Annotated in this window: 20 protein-coding genes; 13 read left to right on the top strand and 7 right to left on the bottom strand. The window is 71.7% G+C overall.

The window, feature by feature from the left end; all coding sequences use genetic code 11:
* The first annotated feature begins 30 nt into the window (after positions 1-30).
* From ABTW72_RS24470 to ABTW72_RS24460, 3 genes are all read left to right on the top strand, one after another.
* Positions 31-888, top strand: a complete 858-nt coding sequence (locus ABTW72_RS24470) for a hypothetical protein (RefSeq protein ID WP_350862136.1) — start codon at positions 31-33, stop codon at positions 886-888.
* 274 nt (positions 889-1,162) lie between these two features.
* Positions 1,163-2,305: a geranylgeranyl reductase family protein gene (locus ABTW72_RS24465; protein ID WP_350862134.1), complete on the top strand. Its 1,143-nt coding sequence runs from the start codon at positions 1,163-1,165 to the stop codon at positions 2,303-2,305.
* A gap of 31 nt (positions 2,306-2,336) precedes the next feature.
* Positions 2,337-3,107 carry an isoprenyl transferase gene (locus tag ABTW72_RS24460; RefSeq protein ID WP_091394347.1) on the top strand — a complete coding sequence of 257 codons (771 nt, stop codon included), beginning with the start codon at positions 2,337-2,339 and terminating at the stop codon, positions 3,105-3,107.
* 45 nt (positions 3,108-3,152) lie between these two features.
* Here ABTW72_RS24460 and otsB read toward each other — a convergent pair whose 3' ends face one another.
* From otsB to ABTW72_RS24445, 3 genes are all read right to left on the bottom strand, one after another.
* Entirely contained in the window at positions 3,153-3,977 is an 825-nt protein-coding gene (gene otsB / locus ABTW72_RS24455) for a trehalose-phosphatase (RefSeq protein WP_350862132.1), read from the bottom strand.
* Positions 3,978-4,044: 67 nt separating this feature from the next.
* Positions 4,045-4,398 (bottom strand): hypothetical protein, encoded by a 354-nt coding sequence (locus ABTW72_RS24450; protein ID WP_091394345.1) that lies wholly within the window; start codon positions 4,396-4,398, stop codon positions 4,045-4,047.
* 162 nt (positions 4,399-4,560) lie between these two features.
* On the bottom strand, positions 4,561-5,004 hold the full coding sequence (locus tag ABTW72_RS24445) for an XRE family transcriptional regulator (RefSeq protein ID WP_091394342.1): 444 nt from the start codon (positions 5,002-5,004) through the stop codon (positions 4,561-4,563).
* 264 nt (positions 5,005-5,268) lie between these two features.
* On the opposite strand from ABTW72_RS24445, the gene ABTW72_RS24440 reads away from it, so the two are divergent.
* From ABTW72_RS24440 to ABTW72_RS24415, 6 genes are all read left to right on the top strand, one after another.
* Positions 5,269-5,613, top strand: coding sequence for a hypothetical protein (locus tag ABTW72_RS24440; protein WP_030328857.1), 345 nt, complete (start codon positions 5,269-5,271; stop codon positions 5,611-5,613).
* 31 nt (positions 5,614-5,644) lie between these two features.
* Entirely contained in the window at positions 5,645-5,980 is a 336-nt protein-coding gene (locus ABTW72_RS24435; RefSeq protein ID WP_091394339.1) for a hypothetical protein, read from the top strand.
* A 412-nt stretch (positions 5,981-6,392) separates the two neighbouring features.
* A complete protein-coding gene (phoH2, locus tag ABTW72_RS24430; RefSeq protein ID WP_112581923.1) occupies positions 6,393-7,808 on the top strand; it encodes an RNA 5'-3' helicase PhoH2 in 1,416 nt (471 codons plus the stop codon).
* Positions 7,809-8,085: 277 nt separating this feature from the next.
* Positions 8,086-8,766: an aggregation-promoting factor C-terminal-like domain-containing protein gene (locus ABTW72_RS24425; protein WP_350862129.1), complete on the top strand. Its 681-nt coding sequence runs from the start codon at positions 8,086-8,088 to the stop codon at positions 8,764-8,766.
* A gap of 106 nt (positions 8,767-8,872) precedes the next feature.
* Positions 8,873-9,526: a rhomboid family intramembrane serine protease gene (locus ABTW72_RS24420; RefSeq protein ID WP_091394326.1), complete on the top strand. Its 654-nt coding sequence runs from the start codon at positions 8,873-8,875 to the stop codon at positions 9,524-9,526.
* A 106-nt stretch (positions 9,527-9,632) separates the two neighbouring features.
* Positions 9,633-10,601 carry an NAD(P)/FAD-dependent oxidoreductase gene (locus ABTW72_RS24415; protein WP_350862243.1) on the top strand — a complete coding sequence of 323 codons (969 nt, stop codon included), beginning with the start codon at positions 9,633-9,635 and terminating at the stop codon, positions 10,599-10,601.
* A gap of 140 nt (positions 10,602-10,741) precedes the next feature.
* On the opposite strand, the gene ABTW72_RS24410 is transcribed toward ABTW72_RS24415, so the two are convergent.
* Together ABTW72_RS24410 and glpX are read right to left on the bottom strand one after the other, a co-directional pair.
* Entirely contained in the window at positions 10,742-11,713 is a 972-nt protein-coding gene (locus ABTW72_RS24410) for a DMT family transporter (protein WP_350862126.1), read from the bottom strand.
* Positions 11,710-12,741 carry a class II fructose-bisphosphatase gene (gene glpX, locus ABTW72_RS24405; RefSeq protein ID WP_238661612.1) on the bottom strand — a complete coding sequence of 344 codons (1,032 nt, stop codon included), beginning with the start codon at positions 12,739-12,741 and terminating at the stop codon, positions 11,710-11,712. The genes ABTW72_RS24410 and glpX overlap by 4 nt, the downstream gene beginning before the upstream one ends.
* 159 nt (positions 12,742-12,900) lie before the next feature.
* Here glpX and ABTW72_RS24400 point away from each other — a divergent pair, with 159 nt between their 5' ends.
* Both ABTW72_RS24400 and ABTW72_RS24395 read left to right on the top strand, forming a co-directional pair.
* Complete coding sequence (locus ABTW72_RS24400) at positions 12,901-13,548, top strand: DUF4245 domain-containing protein (protein ID WP_350862124.1); 648 nt, start codon at positions 12,901-12,903, stop codon at positions 13,546-13,548.
* Positions 13,549-13,752: 204 nt separating this feature from the next.
* Entirely contained in the window at positions 13,753-14,598 is an 846-nt protein-coding gene (locus ABTW72_RS24395; protein WP_350862122.1) for a hypothetical protein, read from the top strand.
* 43 nt (positions 14,599-14,641) lie between these two features.
* Here ABTW72_RS24395 and ABTW72_RS24390 read toward each other — a convergent pair whose 3' ends face one another.
* Together ABTW72_RS24390 and xseA are read right to left on the bottom strand one after the other, a co-directional pair.
* Positions 14,642-14,863 carry an exodeoxyribonuclease VII small subunit gene (locus tag ABTW72_RS24390; protein ID WP_030328827.1) on the bottom strand — a complete coding sequence of 74 codons (222 nt, stop codon included), beginning with the start codon at positions 14,861-14,863 and terminating at the stop codon, positions 14,642-14,644.
* Positions 14,864-14,908: 45 nt separating this feature from the next.
* Complete coding sequence (xseA, locus tag ABTW72_RS24385) at positions 14,909-16,153, bottom strand: exodeoxyribonuclease VII large subunit (RefSeq protein ID WP_350862120.1); 1,245 nt, start codon at positions 16,151-16,153, stop codon at positions 14,909-14,911.
* Between the two features lie 157 nt (positions 16,154-16,310).
* Here xseA and ABTW72_RS24380 point away from each other — a divergent pair, with 157 nt between their 5' ends.
* Positions 16,311-17,297, top strand: a complete 987-nt coding sequence (locus ABTW72_RS24380; RefSeq protein WP_091397205.1) for a 4-hydroxy-3-methylbut-2-enyl diphosphate reductase — start codon at positions 16,311-16,313, stop codon at positions 17,295-17,297.
* A gap of 41 nt (positions 17,298-17,338) precedes the next feature.
* Positions 17,339-17,773, top strand: coding sequence for a hypothetical protein (locus ABTW72_RS24375; RefSeq protein WP_350862118.1), 435 nt, complete (start codon positions 17,339-17,341; stop codon positions 17,771-17,773).
* Positions 17,774-17,821: the final 48 nt, after the last annotated feature.

The following is a 17,821-nucleotide window of genomic DNA, read 5'->3' as shown; positions in this document are numbered from 1 at the left end:
CGAGGCCCGTCGCGGGCAACATCGGATTTCATGAGGACGGCCGCCGAGACCCAGGTCCGGCGGCCGTCCGCCGTCCGGGTGCTCACCACCCTGCTGGCGACGACGGCGGCGGCCACCGTCGTGGTCGAGCTGCTCAACTGGTGGTACGCCCCGGAGCAGGGATTCGGGCTTGCCGTACGGACCGGCTGGGCCATGCTGCGCTCGTTCGGCTTTCTGCTGCTGATCGGGCACGTGCGACGGGGTCGTACGGTGGCCCGGCCGTTCGGGCTGATCCTGGCGGTCACCACGATCTTCGCGGTCGGCCGGCTCATCGTGCCCCGGCAGGGGGTGCCGCCACTGCCCGGCCTGCTCGGCTTCGCCATTCTCACGGCACTCTGTGTCGCGGTGGTCTGGTTGCTCTACCGCTCGTCGGCGCTGGCCGGGCACCTGGTCCGGCACCGTCCACGGCTCGTCATCGACCGGGACGGCATCTCGTGGCGGGAGACCCCTCCACGTCGACCACAGGCCAGTGCCTGGTTGTTGACCAGCCGGGTGGCGGCCTTCACCTACAGCCCGCTGATGCTGGTGCCGGCCCTGGTGGCCGGGGGTTCCATCCTGGATGGTCGACTGCACGCGGTGCCCGCCGTGCTGTTCTGGTTCGGTGCGGGCATCACGGCCAGCTACGCGGTGCTGTTCTGCACCGCGTTCCTGATGCGGGGCAAGGACTGGGCGCGTGGCCTGCTGGTCGTCGTCACGGTCGCCGTACTCGCCGTGGACCTGCCGCTGTGCTGGTGGCTGCTGGGCGTGGACGGCCTGATCCGCGACGGTGCCCCCCTGCTCGCCGCCGCCGGGCTGACCCTCTACGGCCTCCGCCGCGCCGCCCGTATCCCCGACGCCACCCCAGCCTGACCGCGCCCCGCACCCCGCGCCCCACCCCCGCACCCGCCCCTGTCGATCATGGAGTTGTGGCGCCCGGTGTAATCCGGTTTGCCGCTTCTGTGACCCACCACAAGTCCATGATCGACCGGCGTGGGGCTGGACGGCGCCGTGCGGGAGCGGCCCGTGTGGCCGGGTAGGGGGCAGGATGGCGGGGTGGCGTCGGTCACAACGGTCGGCGTGGGCGGCGCAGGTGGATCGTCGGGGCGGTGCGGGAGCAGTCGCGTCGACCGGAGGGAGGCGCGCGGTGGGCGACGAGTTCGACGTGGTGGTGGTGGGGGCGGGGCCGGCCGGGGCGGCAGCCGCCCTGACGGCGCGCCGGGCCGGTGCCAGCGTGCTGCTGCTGGACCGGGCCGACTTTCCCCGGGACAAGGCGTGTGGTGACGGGATCGCCGCGCACTCGGTGGACGTACTCGCCGAGCTGGGGGTGACCGAGGCCGTGGCGGGCTACGCGCCGCTGCCGGCGTTACGCATGATCTCGCCCGGCGGCGGTGCGGTGGCCCGGGCGCTGCCCCGACCCGCGTACACCGTGCCCCGGGAGGTCTTCGACGCGCGGCTGGTGGCGGCCGCGGTGGCCGCCGGCGCGCAGCTTCGCCGGCACACCGTGCGCCAGGTCGAGCCGCGCGCGGACCGGGTGGTGCTCGACGGGCAGGTGTCCGGTCGGGTGGTGATCGGCGCGGACGGCGCCGGCTCGGTGGTACGTCGGGCGCTCGGCCACCCGCAGAACCCCGACCGGCACCTCGCGCTGGCCATCCGGGGGTACGCCCCGGCTCTGCCCGGCCCGTCCGAGCAGCTCATCGTCACCTCGAAGGCGCGCTGGCCGGCGTACGCCTGGTCGTTTCCGATCGGTGACGGACGGGCGAACGTCGGGTACGGGGAGGTCCTGCGCGGTGAGCCGCTGAGCCGCGCTTACCTGCTGGATCGGCTGGTCGCTCTGCTGCCCGGCACCGATCTGGCGACCGTGACCGCGTTGCGCGCGCATCACCTGCCGCTCTCCACCCACCGGCCGTCGCCGGGGCGCGGGCGCACCCTGCTGGCCGGGGACGCCCTCTCACTGATCAATCCGTTCACCGGCGAGGGGATCTTCTACGCGTTGCTCTCCGGCGCGCTCGCCGGGTCGGCGGCGGCCCGGTCGCCCGAGGGCGCGGCCGGCCGCTACGCCGACGGGTTGCGTCGCCGCCTCGGCACCCACCTGCGGCACAGTTCGGTCGCGGCCTGGTTGGCCCGGCGACGCCGGGTGGTGGACGCGGCGGTCCGGGCCGCCCGTCGGGACGACCGGGTGTTCTACGACGTGGTCGAGTTGGGACTGGGTGACGGACGCCTCACCGCTCGTACGCTCGCACTGATCGGCGCCGGTCTGGGCGGCGGGGATGGGGCTCCGAGGCAGTGAACTGGCGCAAGGGTCGCTACGCTGCTAGGTGATGACGCTGCGGAACCTTATCTACTCCGTGTACGAGCGCCGGCTCACGGCGAAGCTCGCCGGTAAGCCGGTGCCCCGGCATGTCGGGGTGATGTGCGACGGCAACCGCCGATGGGCGAGGGAGATGGGCTTCGTCGACCCGAACGACGGGCACCGGGTCGGCGCGGCGAAGATCAAGCATGTCCTCGGCTGGTGTGACCAGGCCGGCGTCGGGCACGTGACCCTCTACCTGCTGGCCACCGACAACCTGCGCCGTCCGGCCGCCGAGCTGGACCCGCTCCTCAAGATCATTGAGGACCTGGTGGTGGAGCTCTCCGAGGAGGGCAACCCCTGGCGACTGCGCATCGTCGGGGCGCTCGACCTGCTGCCGGCGCAGACCGCGGCGGCGCTCAAGGGCGCCGAGGAGCGCACCCGCGAGCGCACCGGCGGCGCGGAGGTCAACATCGCGGTGGGCTACGGCGGTCGCCGGGAGATCACCGACGCGGTCCGTTCGCTGCTGCTTGAGCACGCCGCCACCGGGGGCACGATCGAGGAGTTGGCCGAGGTGCTGGACGTCGAGCACATCGCCGAGCACCTCTACACCCGGGGCCAGCCCGACCCGGACCTGGTCATCCGCACCAGTGGCGAGCAGCGGCTGTCCGGTTTCATGCTCTGGCAGTCGGCGCACTCGGAGTTCTACTTCTGCGAGCTCAACTGGCCGGATTTTCGGCACATCGACTTTCTGCGGGCCCTGCGCTCGTACGCCACCAGACAACGCCGCTACGGAGCCTGACCCGGCGGCGACGACGTCGTCGGTCGCCGCCCGGTCAGGTCACGGTCAGGGCAGGTGGGTCAGCGCCCGGGTGAGGAAGTCGCCCAGGGCAGCCGGCGACTCGATGGTCAGGTCGGCGGCGTTGGCCACCTCGTGTCCGGTCTCCGGGTTGGCCACCGCCACGCAGACGCCGAGGAAGTCCGGGTCGGCGGCGGCGCGAGCGCGCAGCGCGGCGAAGGCCTTGATGTCGGAGACATCGTCGCCGAAGTACCAGGCGCCGGTGGCACCCTTGATCGCCTCGCCGATCACCATGCCCTTGTCCCGGTCGACCGGTGGCTTGAGCTCCAGCACCATCCGCCCGGCCTGCGAGCGCAGCCCCAGACGGTCGGCCTGTGCCTGCCCCCACTGCTGCACGGTCGCGCCGAGTTGCGGGGCGGTACGCCAGTGCAGCGCGACCGAGAGCCGCTTGTACTCCACGAGCGTGCCGGGCGGCAGTTCCGCCCGAGCCAGGTCGGCCAGCTCCGCCATCGTCGGCACCCAGGGCAGCGCGGCCGGTTCGGTGACTGTCTCGCCGCCGGAGTGGCTGTGCTCCAGCCCGTAGAGGCCGTAGAGGTCCACGCCGACGAGCCCGCCGAGCTGATCCCGAAGGAACTCGACGGGTCGGGCGGAGACGATCGCGACCCGCTGCACGACCGGGGCGAGCGCCTCGATCGCGGCCAACGCCTTGGGCGCCGGGCGTACCGCGGTCGGATCGTCGTCGACGGGCGCGAGCGTGCCGTCGAAGTCGAAGAAGAGCACGGTCCCGGCCGCCCGGCTGGCGGTTGTCCGCCAGGCCTGGTCGGCGTTCAACGGGGTTCTCGGCTGCTGATTGCCCAGATTCAACGGCGGCACGCGCGTCAGCGTACCCCGGCGATCCAGGCTCATTCCTGGCCGAGCGGGCCCATTGAGCGGTACGCGATCAGCGTTCGGCGGCTCCTCGTCCGCGCCGGCCGAACGGCACCACCGCCGCCTCCTGGCCGTGGCTCAACAGGTAGCCCTCCACGAACCCGGTGTTGCGATCACCGGTGTGGTTCTCGATCTCGTTGAGCCGTGCCACCAGGAACTCGGTGAGCGCGCTGATTCGGTTGTTCAGACGCTCGTGCAGCTCGGCGACGACGGCCAGGACGACCGCGGTGCCGGCGGTGATGAGCGCAAAGAGGTTGACGAGCAGCGGTAGCTGCCCGCCGTCGACCGCGAGGGTCACCGTGTTGCCGGTCGCCCACAGTGTCACCGACACCGTTGCGACCACGACTGCCAACCACTTCAGGGTCATGGACAGACCCCTCCTTCTGTCCCGCAGGGCTGGGTTCGGCCTTGTCCCGTCCCCCCGCCGATGACGAGCCCAAGCAGTACGAATAGGGACGCTAGCGTGCCCGTTCCAGCCCCGGAGGCAAACGAATGAACCTGACCAGGCGTTCTTTCGCTATCTGAGGAACTAGCCTGCCTGATTACCCCTTTTTCGGACATCGACCGGCAGCGTTGGGCGGTATGCGAGATATCTGATGGTTTCGCGGATGTGGAACTTCTCCGCGTCCGACACCTGCGGATCGACCAGACGGCGCAGCAGCGCCTCCACGTCGGGGTCCATCGGAGGGGCGGCCTGGCCGGTGCGGGGGCCGGCCGCGGCGCGGTCCCAGCCGAGTGCGGCGAAGGCGGCGGCCGGGTTCAACCCCAGGCCCTCGCAGAAGGCCACCACCCGCTCGGCCTCCGGATCGCTGGCCCAGTCGCCGCGGACCCAGCGATTGATGGTCTGCCGGGAGACGCCGGTGCGCCGGGACACCTCGGTGCCGCTCCAGGCTCGGGTCGCCCGTGCCTCGTCCAGGGCCCGCCGGACGAAGGTGGCGAAGGCGATCTTCCGCGCATTGGCCGTCTCGGTCACTCCGTGACGGTACGGCCAGCCGGCTGAGGGTGCGCGCCCCGGCTCGCCACTGTCACGCGGACGTGACGCAGGGTTCGGATTTCCGGTAAACGAGTCAGTGCCACTGTTGAGGGGTGTCACGCGGGCAGAATAGATGAACGTAGTGGCAAACGTAAGCGGACGAAAAGCTGATACTGTCACGCCCATGGGACAATCTACGGTGTGTCACGTGCATGAGACGATTGGTGCTCACATGCGTCACGCCCCCGGTGCCAGGGGGTCGTGGTGACCGAGCTCGCCACCCGCGCCCAGGCCTTCGGGCTGATCGCCGAGGGGGTCGCCGCGGGGCTGACCGCCCCCTGGCGCCTCTACCTGGCCCGAGGCTGCCGCTACCTGTCGCTGAGCGTCGGTGATCGTGCCGAGTGGAACGCCTGGCGTACCCATCTCGGCTGCCCGGAGCTGAGCGTCCGGGTCTACGACGCCGGCGGCGAGATCCGCCGGTCCTCGGTGGCCGAGGTCGTGCTGGACGGCTGCCGGATCAGCGTCGAGCTGGTCGAGGAGGTCAGCACCGACGACCTGGACCGGCTGCTCGTCGCCGACCCCACCACGATCGAGCCGGAGGAGCGATGACCTGGCGTCCCGGCTGGGGCGGAGCAGCCCGATGAGCCCGTTTCTCGCGGTGTTCCTCGTCCTGGTGCTCGGTGCCACCAGTTACGCGGCCGGCCGTCTGCACGGGCAGCTCAGCTACCGCATCGGCTACCGCTTCGGTTACCGGCAGGGCTACTTCGACGGTGACCGGGGCGCCTGGAACCGGCGTCGTCGGGACGCCCAGGCGGCGATCGCCTCGGCCCTGTCGGTCTCGCCCGCTGGCGTGGTCCGCTCCGCAGGTGCGGTCGAACGCCCCGGCACGACATACACCGGCTCGTCGTTCAGCGCGCCGGCCGCCCCGATCACCGGGCGGCACCCGACCGGCACGCTCGTCCGACGTACCGGGTGAGGTCGGTCGGCGGGCTGCCCCGCCGACCGGCGCCACGAACGCGGTGCGTCGTCCGCGGCGGACACGCACCGTCGGGGTCACGTCAGACCGGTGACGGTGGCCCCACCGGCCGGGATGCGCGCAGGGGGCATGCATCCCGGCCGGTTCCGCCGCGCTCGCGACAATGCCTTTCGGCTGGTGCGAGCACCGGCGGAGCCCTGTTCATGAGCGCGTCTTGGGAGATCCACGTTCGGCCACTAGCCGGGAAGGTCAGGCGGGGCTAGCGTCTAGGCATGGCACGGGGTTCTCCCGAGCCAGCCGGTCCGCCCGGATCTGCGACCTCGCGCATGGGGTTCCGCATCCGACCCCGTGTCCCCGGGCACCGGAGGAGGCGGAACACGGGTGGCGGGTGCCCATCCGTCGGAGCAGGCCTGTGACGACTCGCCGTACCATCGCCGGTGCCGACCAGACCCCGGCCGCGACTGCCACGCCCCGCCGAGCCACCAGGAGCCGCCGTTCGGCGGCCACCGCGCCGGCCGACCCCAAGGAGCCACGACCAGCCGGCCAGGCCTTCGTCCTGGACACGTCGGTGCTGCTCTCCGATCCGGCGGCGTTCCACCGGTTCGCGGAGCACGAGGTGGTGCTACCCCTGGTGGTCATCACCGAACTGGAAGGCAAGCGGCACCATCCGGAGCTGGGCTGGTTCGCCCGGCAGTCGCTGCGGATGCTCGACGACCTGCGGGTTCGGCACGGCCGACTCGACCGCCCGGTGCCCGCCAACGACGTCGGCGGCACCCTGCGGGTGGAGCTCAACCACACCGACGACGGCGTCCTGCCGCCCGGTTTCCGTACCGAGAGCAATGACGCCCGGATCCTCTCCGTCGCGCTCAACCTCGCCGCCGAGGGTCGGGAGGTGACCCTGGTCAGCAAGGACATGCCGTTGCGGGTCAAGGCGGCCTCCGTGGGTCTGCGTGCCGACGAGTACCGCCACGGCCAGGCCAGCGACCCGACCTGGACCGGCATGTCGGAGATGGAGTTGAGTGAGGAGCAGATCGGCCAGCTGTACGCCGGCGAGACGCTCGACCTCGACGAGGCGGCCGGGCTGCCCTGCCACACCGGTCTGGTGCTGCACTCGGGGCGTGGCTCCGCGCTCGGTCGGGTGCTGCCGGACAAGTCGGTGCGTCTGGTCCGGGGCGACCGGGAGGCGTTCGGGCTGCACGGCCGCTCGGCCGAGCAGCGGATCGCTCTCGACCTGCTGTTGGACGAGTCGATCGGGATCGTCTCGCTGGGTGGCCGGGCCGGCACCGGCAAGTCGGCGCTGGCGCTCTGCGCCGGGCTGGAGGCGGTGATGGAGCGCCGCCGGCACAAGAAGGTGATCGTGTTCCGCCCGCTGTACGCCGTCGGTGGCCAGGAGTTGGGTTACCTGCCGGGCTCGGAGTCGGAGAAGATGTCGCCGTGGGCCCAGGCGGTCTTCGACACGCTCGGCGCGGTGGTGCACGAGAACGTGCTGGAGGAGGTCACCTCGCGGGGCATCCTGGAGGTGCTGCCGCTGACCCACATCCGTGGGCGCAGCCTGCACGACGCCTACGTGATCGTGGACGAGGCCCAGTCGCTGGAGCGCGGGGTTCTGCTGACCGTGCTGTCCCGGATCGGGCAGGGCTCCCGGGTGGTGCTCACCCACGACGTGGCCCAGCGGGACAATCTGCGGGTCGGCCGGCACGACGGGGTGACTGCTGTCATCGAAGCGCTCAAGGGCCATCCGCTCTTCGCGCACGTCACCCTCAGCCGTTCGGAGAGGTCGCCGATCGCCGCGATGGTCACCGACCTCCTGGAGGACATCCCGATCTGACGGGCTCTATGTGGGCTTTTGTCCGCATTTTTGGTGTGGCGCAGATCACAAACAGCCTGGTTGGTTTCCCATCAGCCTCACTGTGCGCAATCGTGTCCCACGAGCGTCCACGCACCACCGGAATCGTTGGCGATCGTTCGTCCCGAGACGGACGGCATCGGCGAAGGTCGGTGCGTCGGCGCGACCGGCAACCGGTCGGGGCGCTCGTGGCACGGCTGACGGCCCACCTGTGGTCTGCGCCGCGCCGCGTCCTTGCTCCCGACGAAGGGACCACTTCGTGAGTCGGCTGTGGAGCCGGTTGGGCGCCCGTACGGCTGCTGTAGCGCTGCTCTCCGTGGGCGTTGCCGGTGGCTTCTACCTGGGCGAAGACCGGGAAACCCAGCAACAGGGTCTGACCGAGCAGGTCAGTCTCGAGGTCGACCGGGCCGACCTCGCGTACCAGCGCGAGCGGCAGGCCGCCCACCAGGTGCAGTTCTCCAAGCAGCGGGCCGCCGAGTACCAGGCCAAGCTGCGGGCGAAGCAGGCCGCCAAGGAAGCCGCTGAGCGGGCCCGCCGGGCCGAGGCCGCCGCGGCGTCCCGCAAGCGCGAGCGCGCCGCCGCCGCCAACGCGCCCGCCAAGCCGTACGACGGGCCGATCCCGGCGTCCTGCGCCGAGTACAGCGGCAACCGCAAGACCGGCTGCGCCCTGATGATCAGCGCGGGTTTCGGCATCGCCGAGTTCCCCTGCCTGGAGAAGCTCTGGACCAAGGAGAGCGGCTGGAACCACAAGGCCAGCAACTCCTCGTCCGGTGCGTACGGCATTCCGCAGTCGTTGCCGGGCAGCAAGATGGGCTCCGTCGCGTCCGACTGGCGGACCAACCCGGCCACGCAGATCAAGTGGGGGTTGGGCTACATCAAGGGCAGGTACAAGACGCCCTGCGGTGCCTGGACCTACTTCCAGAACAACGGGCACTACTGACGGCTGTCGAAGGCGGGGCAGGTGGTTCTCCACCGCCCCGCCTTCGCGCGTACTCCGCACAGGACGTGAGTGGCGGTCGGCCGCTTTTGCTGATAGCAGTTGTGGAGTGACCCTGCACCCGTCAAGCGGCGACCCCTACCGGTTCGGCACCGAGGCGTTCTACGCCGCGCTCGGCCGGGCGTTCGTCGCCATGTGCGCGGTGGTCCCGTTTCTCTTTCTCATCGAGGCCGTCGACCAGGGGCTCGCGTTCGGCCTGGACGCCACCGCCGGCATCATCCCGCAGCGCATCGACGGGCTGGACGGAGTCTTCTTCTCCCCGTTCCTGCACCACGGCTTCGACCACCTCTACAGCAACAGCATCCCGCTGATCCTGCTCGGCACCTTCGTCCTCGCCGCCGGCGCCCGCCGGTTCCTCTGGTCGACCCTGGTCATCATCCTGGTCAGCGGCCTCGGCGTGTGGTTCACCGGCTCGCCCAACTCGGTGGTGGTCGGTGCCAGCGGTGTGATCTTCGGCTACCTGGGCATCCTGCTCACCCGGGGCATCGTCGAGCGCAGCTGGTGGAACTTCGCGGTCTTCCTCCTGGTCGGTCTGCTCTACGGCTGGCAGTTGGTCGGCATCCTCCCCACCGACGAGCGGATCTCCTGGCAGGGGCACCTGTTCGGCCTGCTCGGCGGGGTGGTGGCGGCGATCCTGTTCCGTCGGCGGCGACCCGCCGTGGGCGGCCCGGACTACTCGGGCTCCACGCTCAGCCTGCCCTGAGGCGATTCTCCGGCGCGCCTCTGGGACGTGCTTGCCCGACCGTCGCCGCCCGCTTACGGTCGAGATCAGCACGCGTTGATCCGTGAGCGGAAAGCGACGGTACGCCATGCGCGAGGTCGATATCGCCGTGATCGGGGCCGGTCCGGCCGGCCTCTTCGCCGCGTACTACGCGGGGTTCCGGGGGCTTTCGGTGGCGGTGATCGACGCGTTGCCCGAGCCGGGCGGGCAGGTCACCGCCATGTACCCGGAGAAGCTGATCCTCGACGTCGCCGGTTTCCCCGCGGTCAAGGGCCGCGACCTGGTGGCCAACCTGGTGGCCCAGGCGGCCCCGTTCGGTCCGCAGTACCTGCTCGGCACCCGGGCGGAGAAGCTCGCGTACGCCGACGGTCGCCCGGTGCTCGGCCTGGCCGGTGGCGAGCAGCTTGCGTGCGGCGCGATCGTGGTCACCGGCGGGCTCGGGAGCTTCAGCCCTCGGCCGTTGCCGTGCGCCGACGGCGCCCCCGGCGCGGGGATCGTCTACTTCGTGACCGAGCCGACCGAGCTGACCGATCGGGACGTGCTGATCGTCGGTGGCGGCGACTCCGCCTTCGACTGGGCTCTGGCGCTGCAACCGCTGGCCCGGTCGGTGACCCTGGTGCACCGGCGGGAGAAGTTCCGCGCCCACGCCTCGACGGTCGCCCGGGTGCTGTCCCTGCCGGTGCGGGTGGTGGTCAACGCCGAGGTCACCAAGCTGCTCGGGGACGGCACGGTGACCGGTGCCGAGGTGACAGTGCGCGGCGGCGCGACCGAGACGTTGCCGGTGGACACCGTGGTGGCCGCCCTCGGCTTCACGGCCGACCTGGGCCCGCTCGCCGAGTGGGGGCTACGGCTGGACCGCCGGCACATCCTGGTCGACAGCGCGATGGCCACCAACCTGCCCCGGGTCTTCGCGGCGGGTGACATCATCGAGTACCCGGGCAAGGTCCGGCTCATCGCCACCGGCTTCGGTGAGGCGGCGACGGCGGTCAACAACGCGGCAGTGGCCATCGACCCGAGCGCACACCTCTTCCCCGGGCACTCCTCCGACGCCGGCTGAGCGTCGGTATCGGACCCACGCCGACCTGAGTCCGGATCGAGACGGGTCGACCGGATCCTGAGGGGATGACGGGTTCCGGCTGACTCTCCGGGGTGCGGCTGACTCTCCGGGGTGCGGCTGAACCTTCGGCGGGCGGCTGGTCAGCGGCGGGCGGGTGGCGCCAGCGCGGCGATCAGCACCGCCACCATGGTCAGCGCCGCCCCGAGCAGGGTGTTCACTCCCGGGTGCGAGGCCGCCGTGGGGAGGATCAGGTCCAACAGGACGGCGCCCACGATCTGCCCGGCGATGGTGGCCAGGCCGAGCAGCAACACACCGGTGAAGCGGACGATCGCGGCGGCGATCGCGATGAACACGATGCCGATCGGGCCGCCCAGGTAGAGCCACGGCTCGCTCGGCAGGTGGCCGGAGGGCCAGCCACGTACGGCGATGTCGATCGCGAATGCGACGAGCAGGGTGACAGTGCCGACGGCGAAGTTGACAAGCGTGGCGGTCAACGCGCTGTCGGCCGCCGCTCGGACCCGGCCGTTGACGGCCTGCTGCCAGGCGATACCCACCCCGGCGAGCAGCGGTAGCAGGGCCAGCGCCAGCGCGCCCGGGTCGCCGAGACGGTCGCCGACCGCCAGGCCGACCGCCAGCACGGTGAGCACCGCGCCGGCCAGCCGCTGTCGGGTGACCGGCTGCCGGCCGGTCGGCCCGATCCCGGCTCGGTCCACGGCGAGGCTGCTGCCGCTCTGGCCGGCGACCACCGCCACGGTGAAGACCGCCACGCCCAACGTGCCGATGGTGAGGCCCTGGGTGGCCACCAGGAAGGCCCCGCACATCCCGCCGAGGCACTGCCAGGGCCGCAGCGCGCCGGTCCGCAGGGCCCGCCGCGTCGCGACCAGCCCTCGCCGACCACCGGGGGTCGCGGGCACCAGCACCAGCAGCACCAGCAGACCGACGCCGAACGAGACGACCGCGGCGGCGAAACCGTCGTCGAGGCGTACCCCCAACTCGCCGTTGATGCGCGACTGCACCGCCACCGCGACCCCGGAGGCCGACGCCAGCGCGACGCCGGTGATCCGGCGGGCGGCCGACAGGGTCTGCGGGGTCGCCGTGTCGGTGACTGTCACTCCTGCTCGGCCAGCGGACGACCGTCGAAGTCGACCGCGGAGTAGAGGGCCAGCTTCTCCAGCCGGTGGTACGAGTCGATCACCCGGATGGTGCCGCTCTTCGAGCGCATGACGATCGACTGGGTGTACGCGCCGCCCGCCCGGTAACGCACCCCGCGCAGCAGGTCGCCCGAGGTGACCCCGGTCGCCACGAAGAAGCAGTTGTCGCCGGTGACCAGATCGTCGGTGCCCAGCACCCGGTCCAGGTCGTGCCCGGCGGCGATCGCCTTCTCCCGCTCCTGCTCGTCGCGCGGCCACAGCTTGGCCTGCATCGCACCGCCCATGCACTTCAGCGCGCACGCGGAGATGATGCCCTCCGGGGTGCCGCCGATGCCCATCAGGACGTCGACGTCCGACTCGCCCCGGGCCGCCGCGATGGAGCCCGCGATGTCGCCGTCGGAGATGAACCGGATCCCCGCCCCGGTCCGGCGGATCTGCGTGACCAGGTCGTCGTGACGGCTCCGGTCCAGTACGCAGACGGTCACCTCGGAGACGTCGGTGCCCTTGACCTTGGCGATCCGGCGCAGGTTCTCCGCCACACCGGCGTTGATGTCGATCACGTCGGCGTACGCCGGCCCGACGGCGAGCTTCTCCATGTAGAACACGGCGCTGGGGTCGAACATCGCACCGCGCTCGGAGACGGCGAGCACCGCCACCGCGTTCGGCATGCCCTTGCTCATCAGGGTGGTGCCGTCCACCGGGTCGACGGCGACGTCCACCTCCGGGCCTGTGCCGTCGCCGACGTGTTCGCCGTTGAAGAGCATCGGGGCGTTGTCCTTCTCGCCCTCGCCGATCACCACCACACCGCGCATCTGGATCGAGTTGATCAGCTTGCGCATGGCGTCGACCGCGGCCCCGTCGCCGCCCTCCTTGTCGCCTCGACCGACCCACCGGCCGGCGGCCATCGCCGCGGCCTCGGTGACCCGGACCAGGTCGAGGGCAAGGTTTCGGTCGAGATCCTGTGGGATCCGCGTCCTGGTGTTCGTCATGACGGCTACTCCTCCTCGCGACGGTGCGGGGACGGCCGGCGGCGGGGAGGCCCCCACTGCCGGCTTTGTCGCTGATCCTCACACGATGGCCGACCGGGCGTCGGCGCGGGGCGGTGATGGCCCGGATACCGCCGGTCGGGCGGCTGCGAAGATAAGGGGGTGGAACCCGCACAGCCAGCCGACCGCGTACCCGCCGATCGCACGCCGCCCGACGGTCAGCCGCCGGCCGACGTCCCCGCCGGCCGCGGTGGTGAGCCCGCCGCGACCGACCCGACCCCACCGCCGCCGGCGGTGTCCGGCAAGTCCGAGCGGTCGCCGAAGGACATGGCGATCTCGCTGCTGGTGCTGCTCGTCCCGATCGCGCTCCTGCTGGCGTTCTACCGGGGATTCCTCGGCGGCGACCAGGCCACCACGGTGGATCCGGCGCCCGCCATCGAGCAGGCCCGTTCGGCGAACGTCTTTCCGGTGAGCCAGCCGCAGGGGCTCGACGGCGACTGGAAGACGGTGAGCGCCCGCTACCAGACCGTCGAGGGCGGTGCGAACCTGCGACTCGGCTACCTCACGCCGGAGGGGCGGGGCGTCCAACTGCTGCAGAGCAGCGTCCCGGCGGACCGTCTGCTCCCCGCCGAGCTGACCAGTCAGGGCCAGCCGCAGGGCCCCACCGAGCTGGCCGGGCGCACCTGGCAGCTCTACACGGCCCGGGGAAACCAGCAGGCGCTGGTCCTGCTGGAGCCGACCCGCACGGTGATCGTCGTCGGCGACGCCCGGGACAACGAACTCCGCGAACTGGCCGGCTCGCTGCGCTGACCGGACCCGGAGGGGTGCCCCGCTGGCGCCGAATCTGGGCAACAGGCCCGAAGGGTGATTGTCCGACGCGTCGACAGGGAACAAGGAGGGAGTGATCCGGGCGCGCTGCTCGGCCCGGGTCGCGCGACGCAGCCGACGGTGCTGCTGCGTCGCCCGGTTTCCGGCGCCGTCCAGGTCGTCGGGTGACCCCCTTGGGAGACACGTATGACTGTTCGACGACTCGGCGCCGGCCTGGTAGCCGCCGCTCTGATCACGCCCGCACTGGCCGCCTGCGCCAGCGGAACCGGCACCGCCGGATCGACGCCGTCCCCGACGGTGAGCGCCTCCGGCACGGCGAGCCCGTCCGGTGCCCCGGTGGCGGGTGACGCCAAGCAGGCCCTGCTCGACTCCACCAAGGAGATCAGCAACGGGAACTTCCGGTTCACCCTCGCCGGTGCCGGCTCGACGGCGGAAGGGCTGGTGCACCAGCCGAGCCAGAGCGCGGCGATGAAGATCTCGATCGGGGGCCCCTCGGCCGACCTGGCGATGAAGCTCGACGTTGTCCACTACAAGCCGGACAGCTGGGTGAAGCTGGAGCTGAGCGGCCCCACCGCCGACAGCCTGCCCGCCATCAAGCAGCTCAACCTCGGCAAGTACCAGCACCTGGACCAGAACCGGATCAAGGGCAACCGCAACCTCGGCTTCGACTTCGAGAAGGTCGACCCGGCCGGCAGCGCGGTGCTCACCCAGGGCATCACCGAGGTCCGCAGCACCGGCACCGGCGCGTACGCCGGAACCATCGACGTCACCAAGGCCGCCGAGGCGGGCTCGTTGAACGCCGCCACGATCGCCGCGCTGGGCACCCAGGCGAAGACCGTCCCGTTCACCGCGAAGGTGGACCCGCAGGGCCGGCTCAGCGAGCTGGTGCTGCAGTTGCCGGCCGCCGGGCAGACCGCCGCCCAGGAGATCAAGATGACCTACTCCGACTATGGTGCCGCCACCGCCGCGCAGAAGCCGCCGGCGGACCAGGTCGTCGAGGCGCCGGCCGAGCTGTACAGCCTGTTCAACTGACCTACCGAGGTGGGGCGGCTCCGGCCGCCCCACCGGCGGTCGGTCAGGAGGCGGGCTCCTGCCGGGCGGCGTCGATCCGCGCCCGCGCACCATCCAGCCAGCGTTGACAGATCACCGCCAGCGCCTCGCCGCGCTCCCAGAGCGCCAGCGACTCCTCCAGGGACGTGCCGCCGGCCTCCAGCCGCTCCACCACCGAGGCCAGCTCGGCACGGGCCTGCTCGTAACTGAGCCGCTCGTCCGGCCCGGCCTTCGTGTCGTCAGTCATCGCGTCCATCTCAGCACACCACTCCCCACCGCGCCGCGTCGCCACTCAGCCATCGACAGTGGCGGCCAGTTCGCCGTCGGCCAGTCGTACCCGCAGCGGGTCACCCTTGCCGACCTCCGCCGCCGCGCGGACCACGTGGCCGTCCGCGCGCTGCACGATCGCGTACCCCCGGTCGAGGGTGGCGGCGGGGGAGAGGGCGCGCAGCCGGGCGAGGGTGTGCCGCAGCTCGTCGTCGGCGGTGGCGAGCCGGTGGTCCAGGCAGCGGCCGGCCCGTTGGCGTAACGCGGCCAGCTCGGTGGCCCGATGCTCCACCATCACCTGCGGCCGGGCCAGCACCGGTCGGGAGCGCAGCAGGTCGAGGCGGTGGGTCTCCCGGTCGACGAGGTTGCGGACCGCCCGTTGCAGCCGGGAGCGGGCCTGGCCGATGAGGCGTACCTCCTCGGTGAGGTCGGGGACGATCCGCTTGGCCGCGTCGGTGGGGGTGGAGGCCCGCAGGTCGGCGACGTAGTCGATCAGTGGCGCGTCGGTCTCGTGGCCGATGGCGCTGACCACCGGGGTACGGCAGGCGAAGACGGCCCGGCAGAGCGCCTCGTCGGAGAACGGGAGCAGGTCCTCGATGCCGCCGCCGCCGCGGGCGATGACGATCACGTCGATGCTCTCGTCGGCGTCGAGCACCTTGAGCGCCGCGACGATGTCGGGCACCGCGGCGGGTCCCTGCACGGCCACGTTGACAGTGCGGAACTCCACAGCGGGCCAGCGCCGCCGTGCGTTGGTCAGCACGTCCCGCTCGGCCGCCGACGCGCGACCGGTGATGAGCCCGATCCGGCCGGGCAGGAACGGCAGTCGACGCTTGCGGGCGCGGTCGAAGAGCCCCTCGGCGGCGAGCAGCTTCTTGAGCTTCTCCAGCCGGGCCAGCAGCTCCCCGAGCCCCACCTGGCGAATCTCGTCGGCCCGCAGGCTCAGCGTGCCCCGGGCGGCGTAGAACTCGGGCTTGGCGTGCAGCACCACACGTGCGCCCTCGCGTAGCTCCGGCGCGCCCGAGTCCAGGACGTCCCGGTTGGTGGTGACGGTCAGGCTCAGGTCGGCCGACGGGTCACGCAGGGTGAGGAAGACCGTGCTGGCCCCGGGGCGGCGGCTGATCTGCGCGACCTGCCCGTCCACCCACACCCAGCCCAGCTTGGCGATCCAGGCCCCCACCTTCTGGCTGACCACCCGTACCGGCCAAGGCTCCTCAGCGCTGCTCGGCCCGCCGCCGCCCCCGCCGCTTCCCACCCGCCCACCCTCGCTCACCCGCCCACCCTACGGACCTCCCCGGTGATCAAGAGGTTTGCGTCGGCGCTGAGCGTGTTCCTGACGTAAACCTCTTGATCACCGGGGGCTGGGGGGGTGGGGCGGGGGTGGGTTGCGGGCCGGTGCCGGGCTGCGGGGCGGCACGTACGATGGGGTGGTGACTGAGGCTCAGGCGACTCACCGGACCGGCAAGCGCGTGCTCCTGGCCAAGCCCCGCGGCTACTGCGCGGGTGTCGACCGCGCGGTGCAGACCGTGGAGGAGGCGCTGAAGCTCTACGGCGCCCCGATCTACGTGCGCAAGCAGATCGTGCACAACAAGCACGTGGTGCAGACCCTGGAGGCCCAGGGCGCCATCTTCGTGGAGGAGAACGAGGAGGTGCCGGAGGGCGCCACCGTCGTCTTCTCCGCGCACGGTGTGGCGCCGGAGGTCCACGAGCAGGCCAAGGCGCGGTCGCTCAAGGCGATCGACGCGACCTGTCCGCTGGTCACCAAGGTGCACCACGAGGCGCGGCGCTTCGCGGCCGAGGACTACGACATCCTGCTCATCGGCCACGAGGGGCACGAAGAGGTCATCGGCACCGCAGGTGAGGCCCCCGCGCACATCCAGCTGGTGGACGGCCCGGACGGCGCTGACAAGATCACCGTACGTGACCCGGAGAAGGTGGTCTGGCTCTCCCAGACCACGCTCTCGGTCGACGAGACGCTGGAGACGGTGGCCCGCCTCAAGCAGCGGCTGCCGCTGTTGCAGTCCCCGCCCAGCGACGACATCTGCTACGCGACCTCCAACCGGCAGCACGTGGTCAAGGAGATCGCCGCCGACTGTGACGTGGTGATCGTGGTCGGCTCGACGAACTCCTCCAACTCGGTCCGCCTGGTCGAGGTCGCCCTGGACGCCGGCGCTCGCGCCGGTCACCTGGTCGACTTCGCGCACGAGATCGACGACGCCTGGCTGGAGGGGGCCACCACGGTCGGTCTGACCTCGGGCGCGAGCGTCCCGGACGACCTGGTCCAGGAGGTGCTGGTCCACCTCGCCGCCCGCGGCTTCGCCGACGTCGAGGAGATCACCACCGCCAACGAGCGGCTCACCTTCTCGCTTCCGCAGGAGCTGAGGCGGGACATGAAGGCCGCCGCGGCGCGCGGCTGAAGCGCGGGAACGAACTCGGGTCGGCGTACGTCAGATTCGGCATGAGGACTCTTCGGCTCGCCGTCCCCGCGCTGGCCGTCTGCGTGGCGCTGAGCGCCTGCGGCGGCCAGGGTGTCGGGGGCGGCACACCCACCCCGACACCGACGGGAGCGCAGCCGGTGACCAGCCAGCCCACGCCTGACCCGACGCCCCCGCCTGCGACCGGCACTACGACCGTGCCGCCCGGAGTGAAGACCCCCAAGCCGGGCGGCCCGAGCACGCCGCCGGGCGTCGGAGCCACCACCCTGAGCGGCACCCTGCAGGGCGGCGTGGAGCCCGGGTGCGTCCTGCTCGACGGTTACCTGCTGCTCGGCGGCCCTCGTGACGTGCTGACGCCGGGCGCGCGGGTCGAGGTCACCGGCCGGGTGGAGCCCGGCATGATGACCACCTGCCAGCAGGGCACCCCGTTCGTCGTCACGGCCGCCCACCGATCCTGACCACTCACCCCTGACATGCGGGAGCCCGCCCCCGAACGTGGGGACGGG

Source organism: Micromonospora sp. NPDC127501, assembly GCF_040302185.1.
Lineage (GTDB): Bacteria > Actinomycetota > Actinomycetes > Mycobacteriales > Micromonosporaceae > Micromonospora.
The sequence above is the reverse complement of the archived record's forward strand: the minus strand, read 5'-3'. Positions and strand labels throughout refer to the sequence as shown.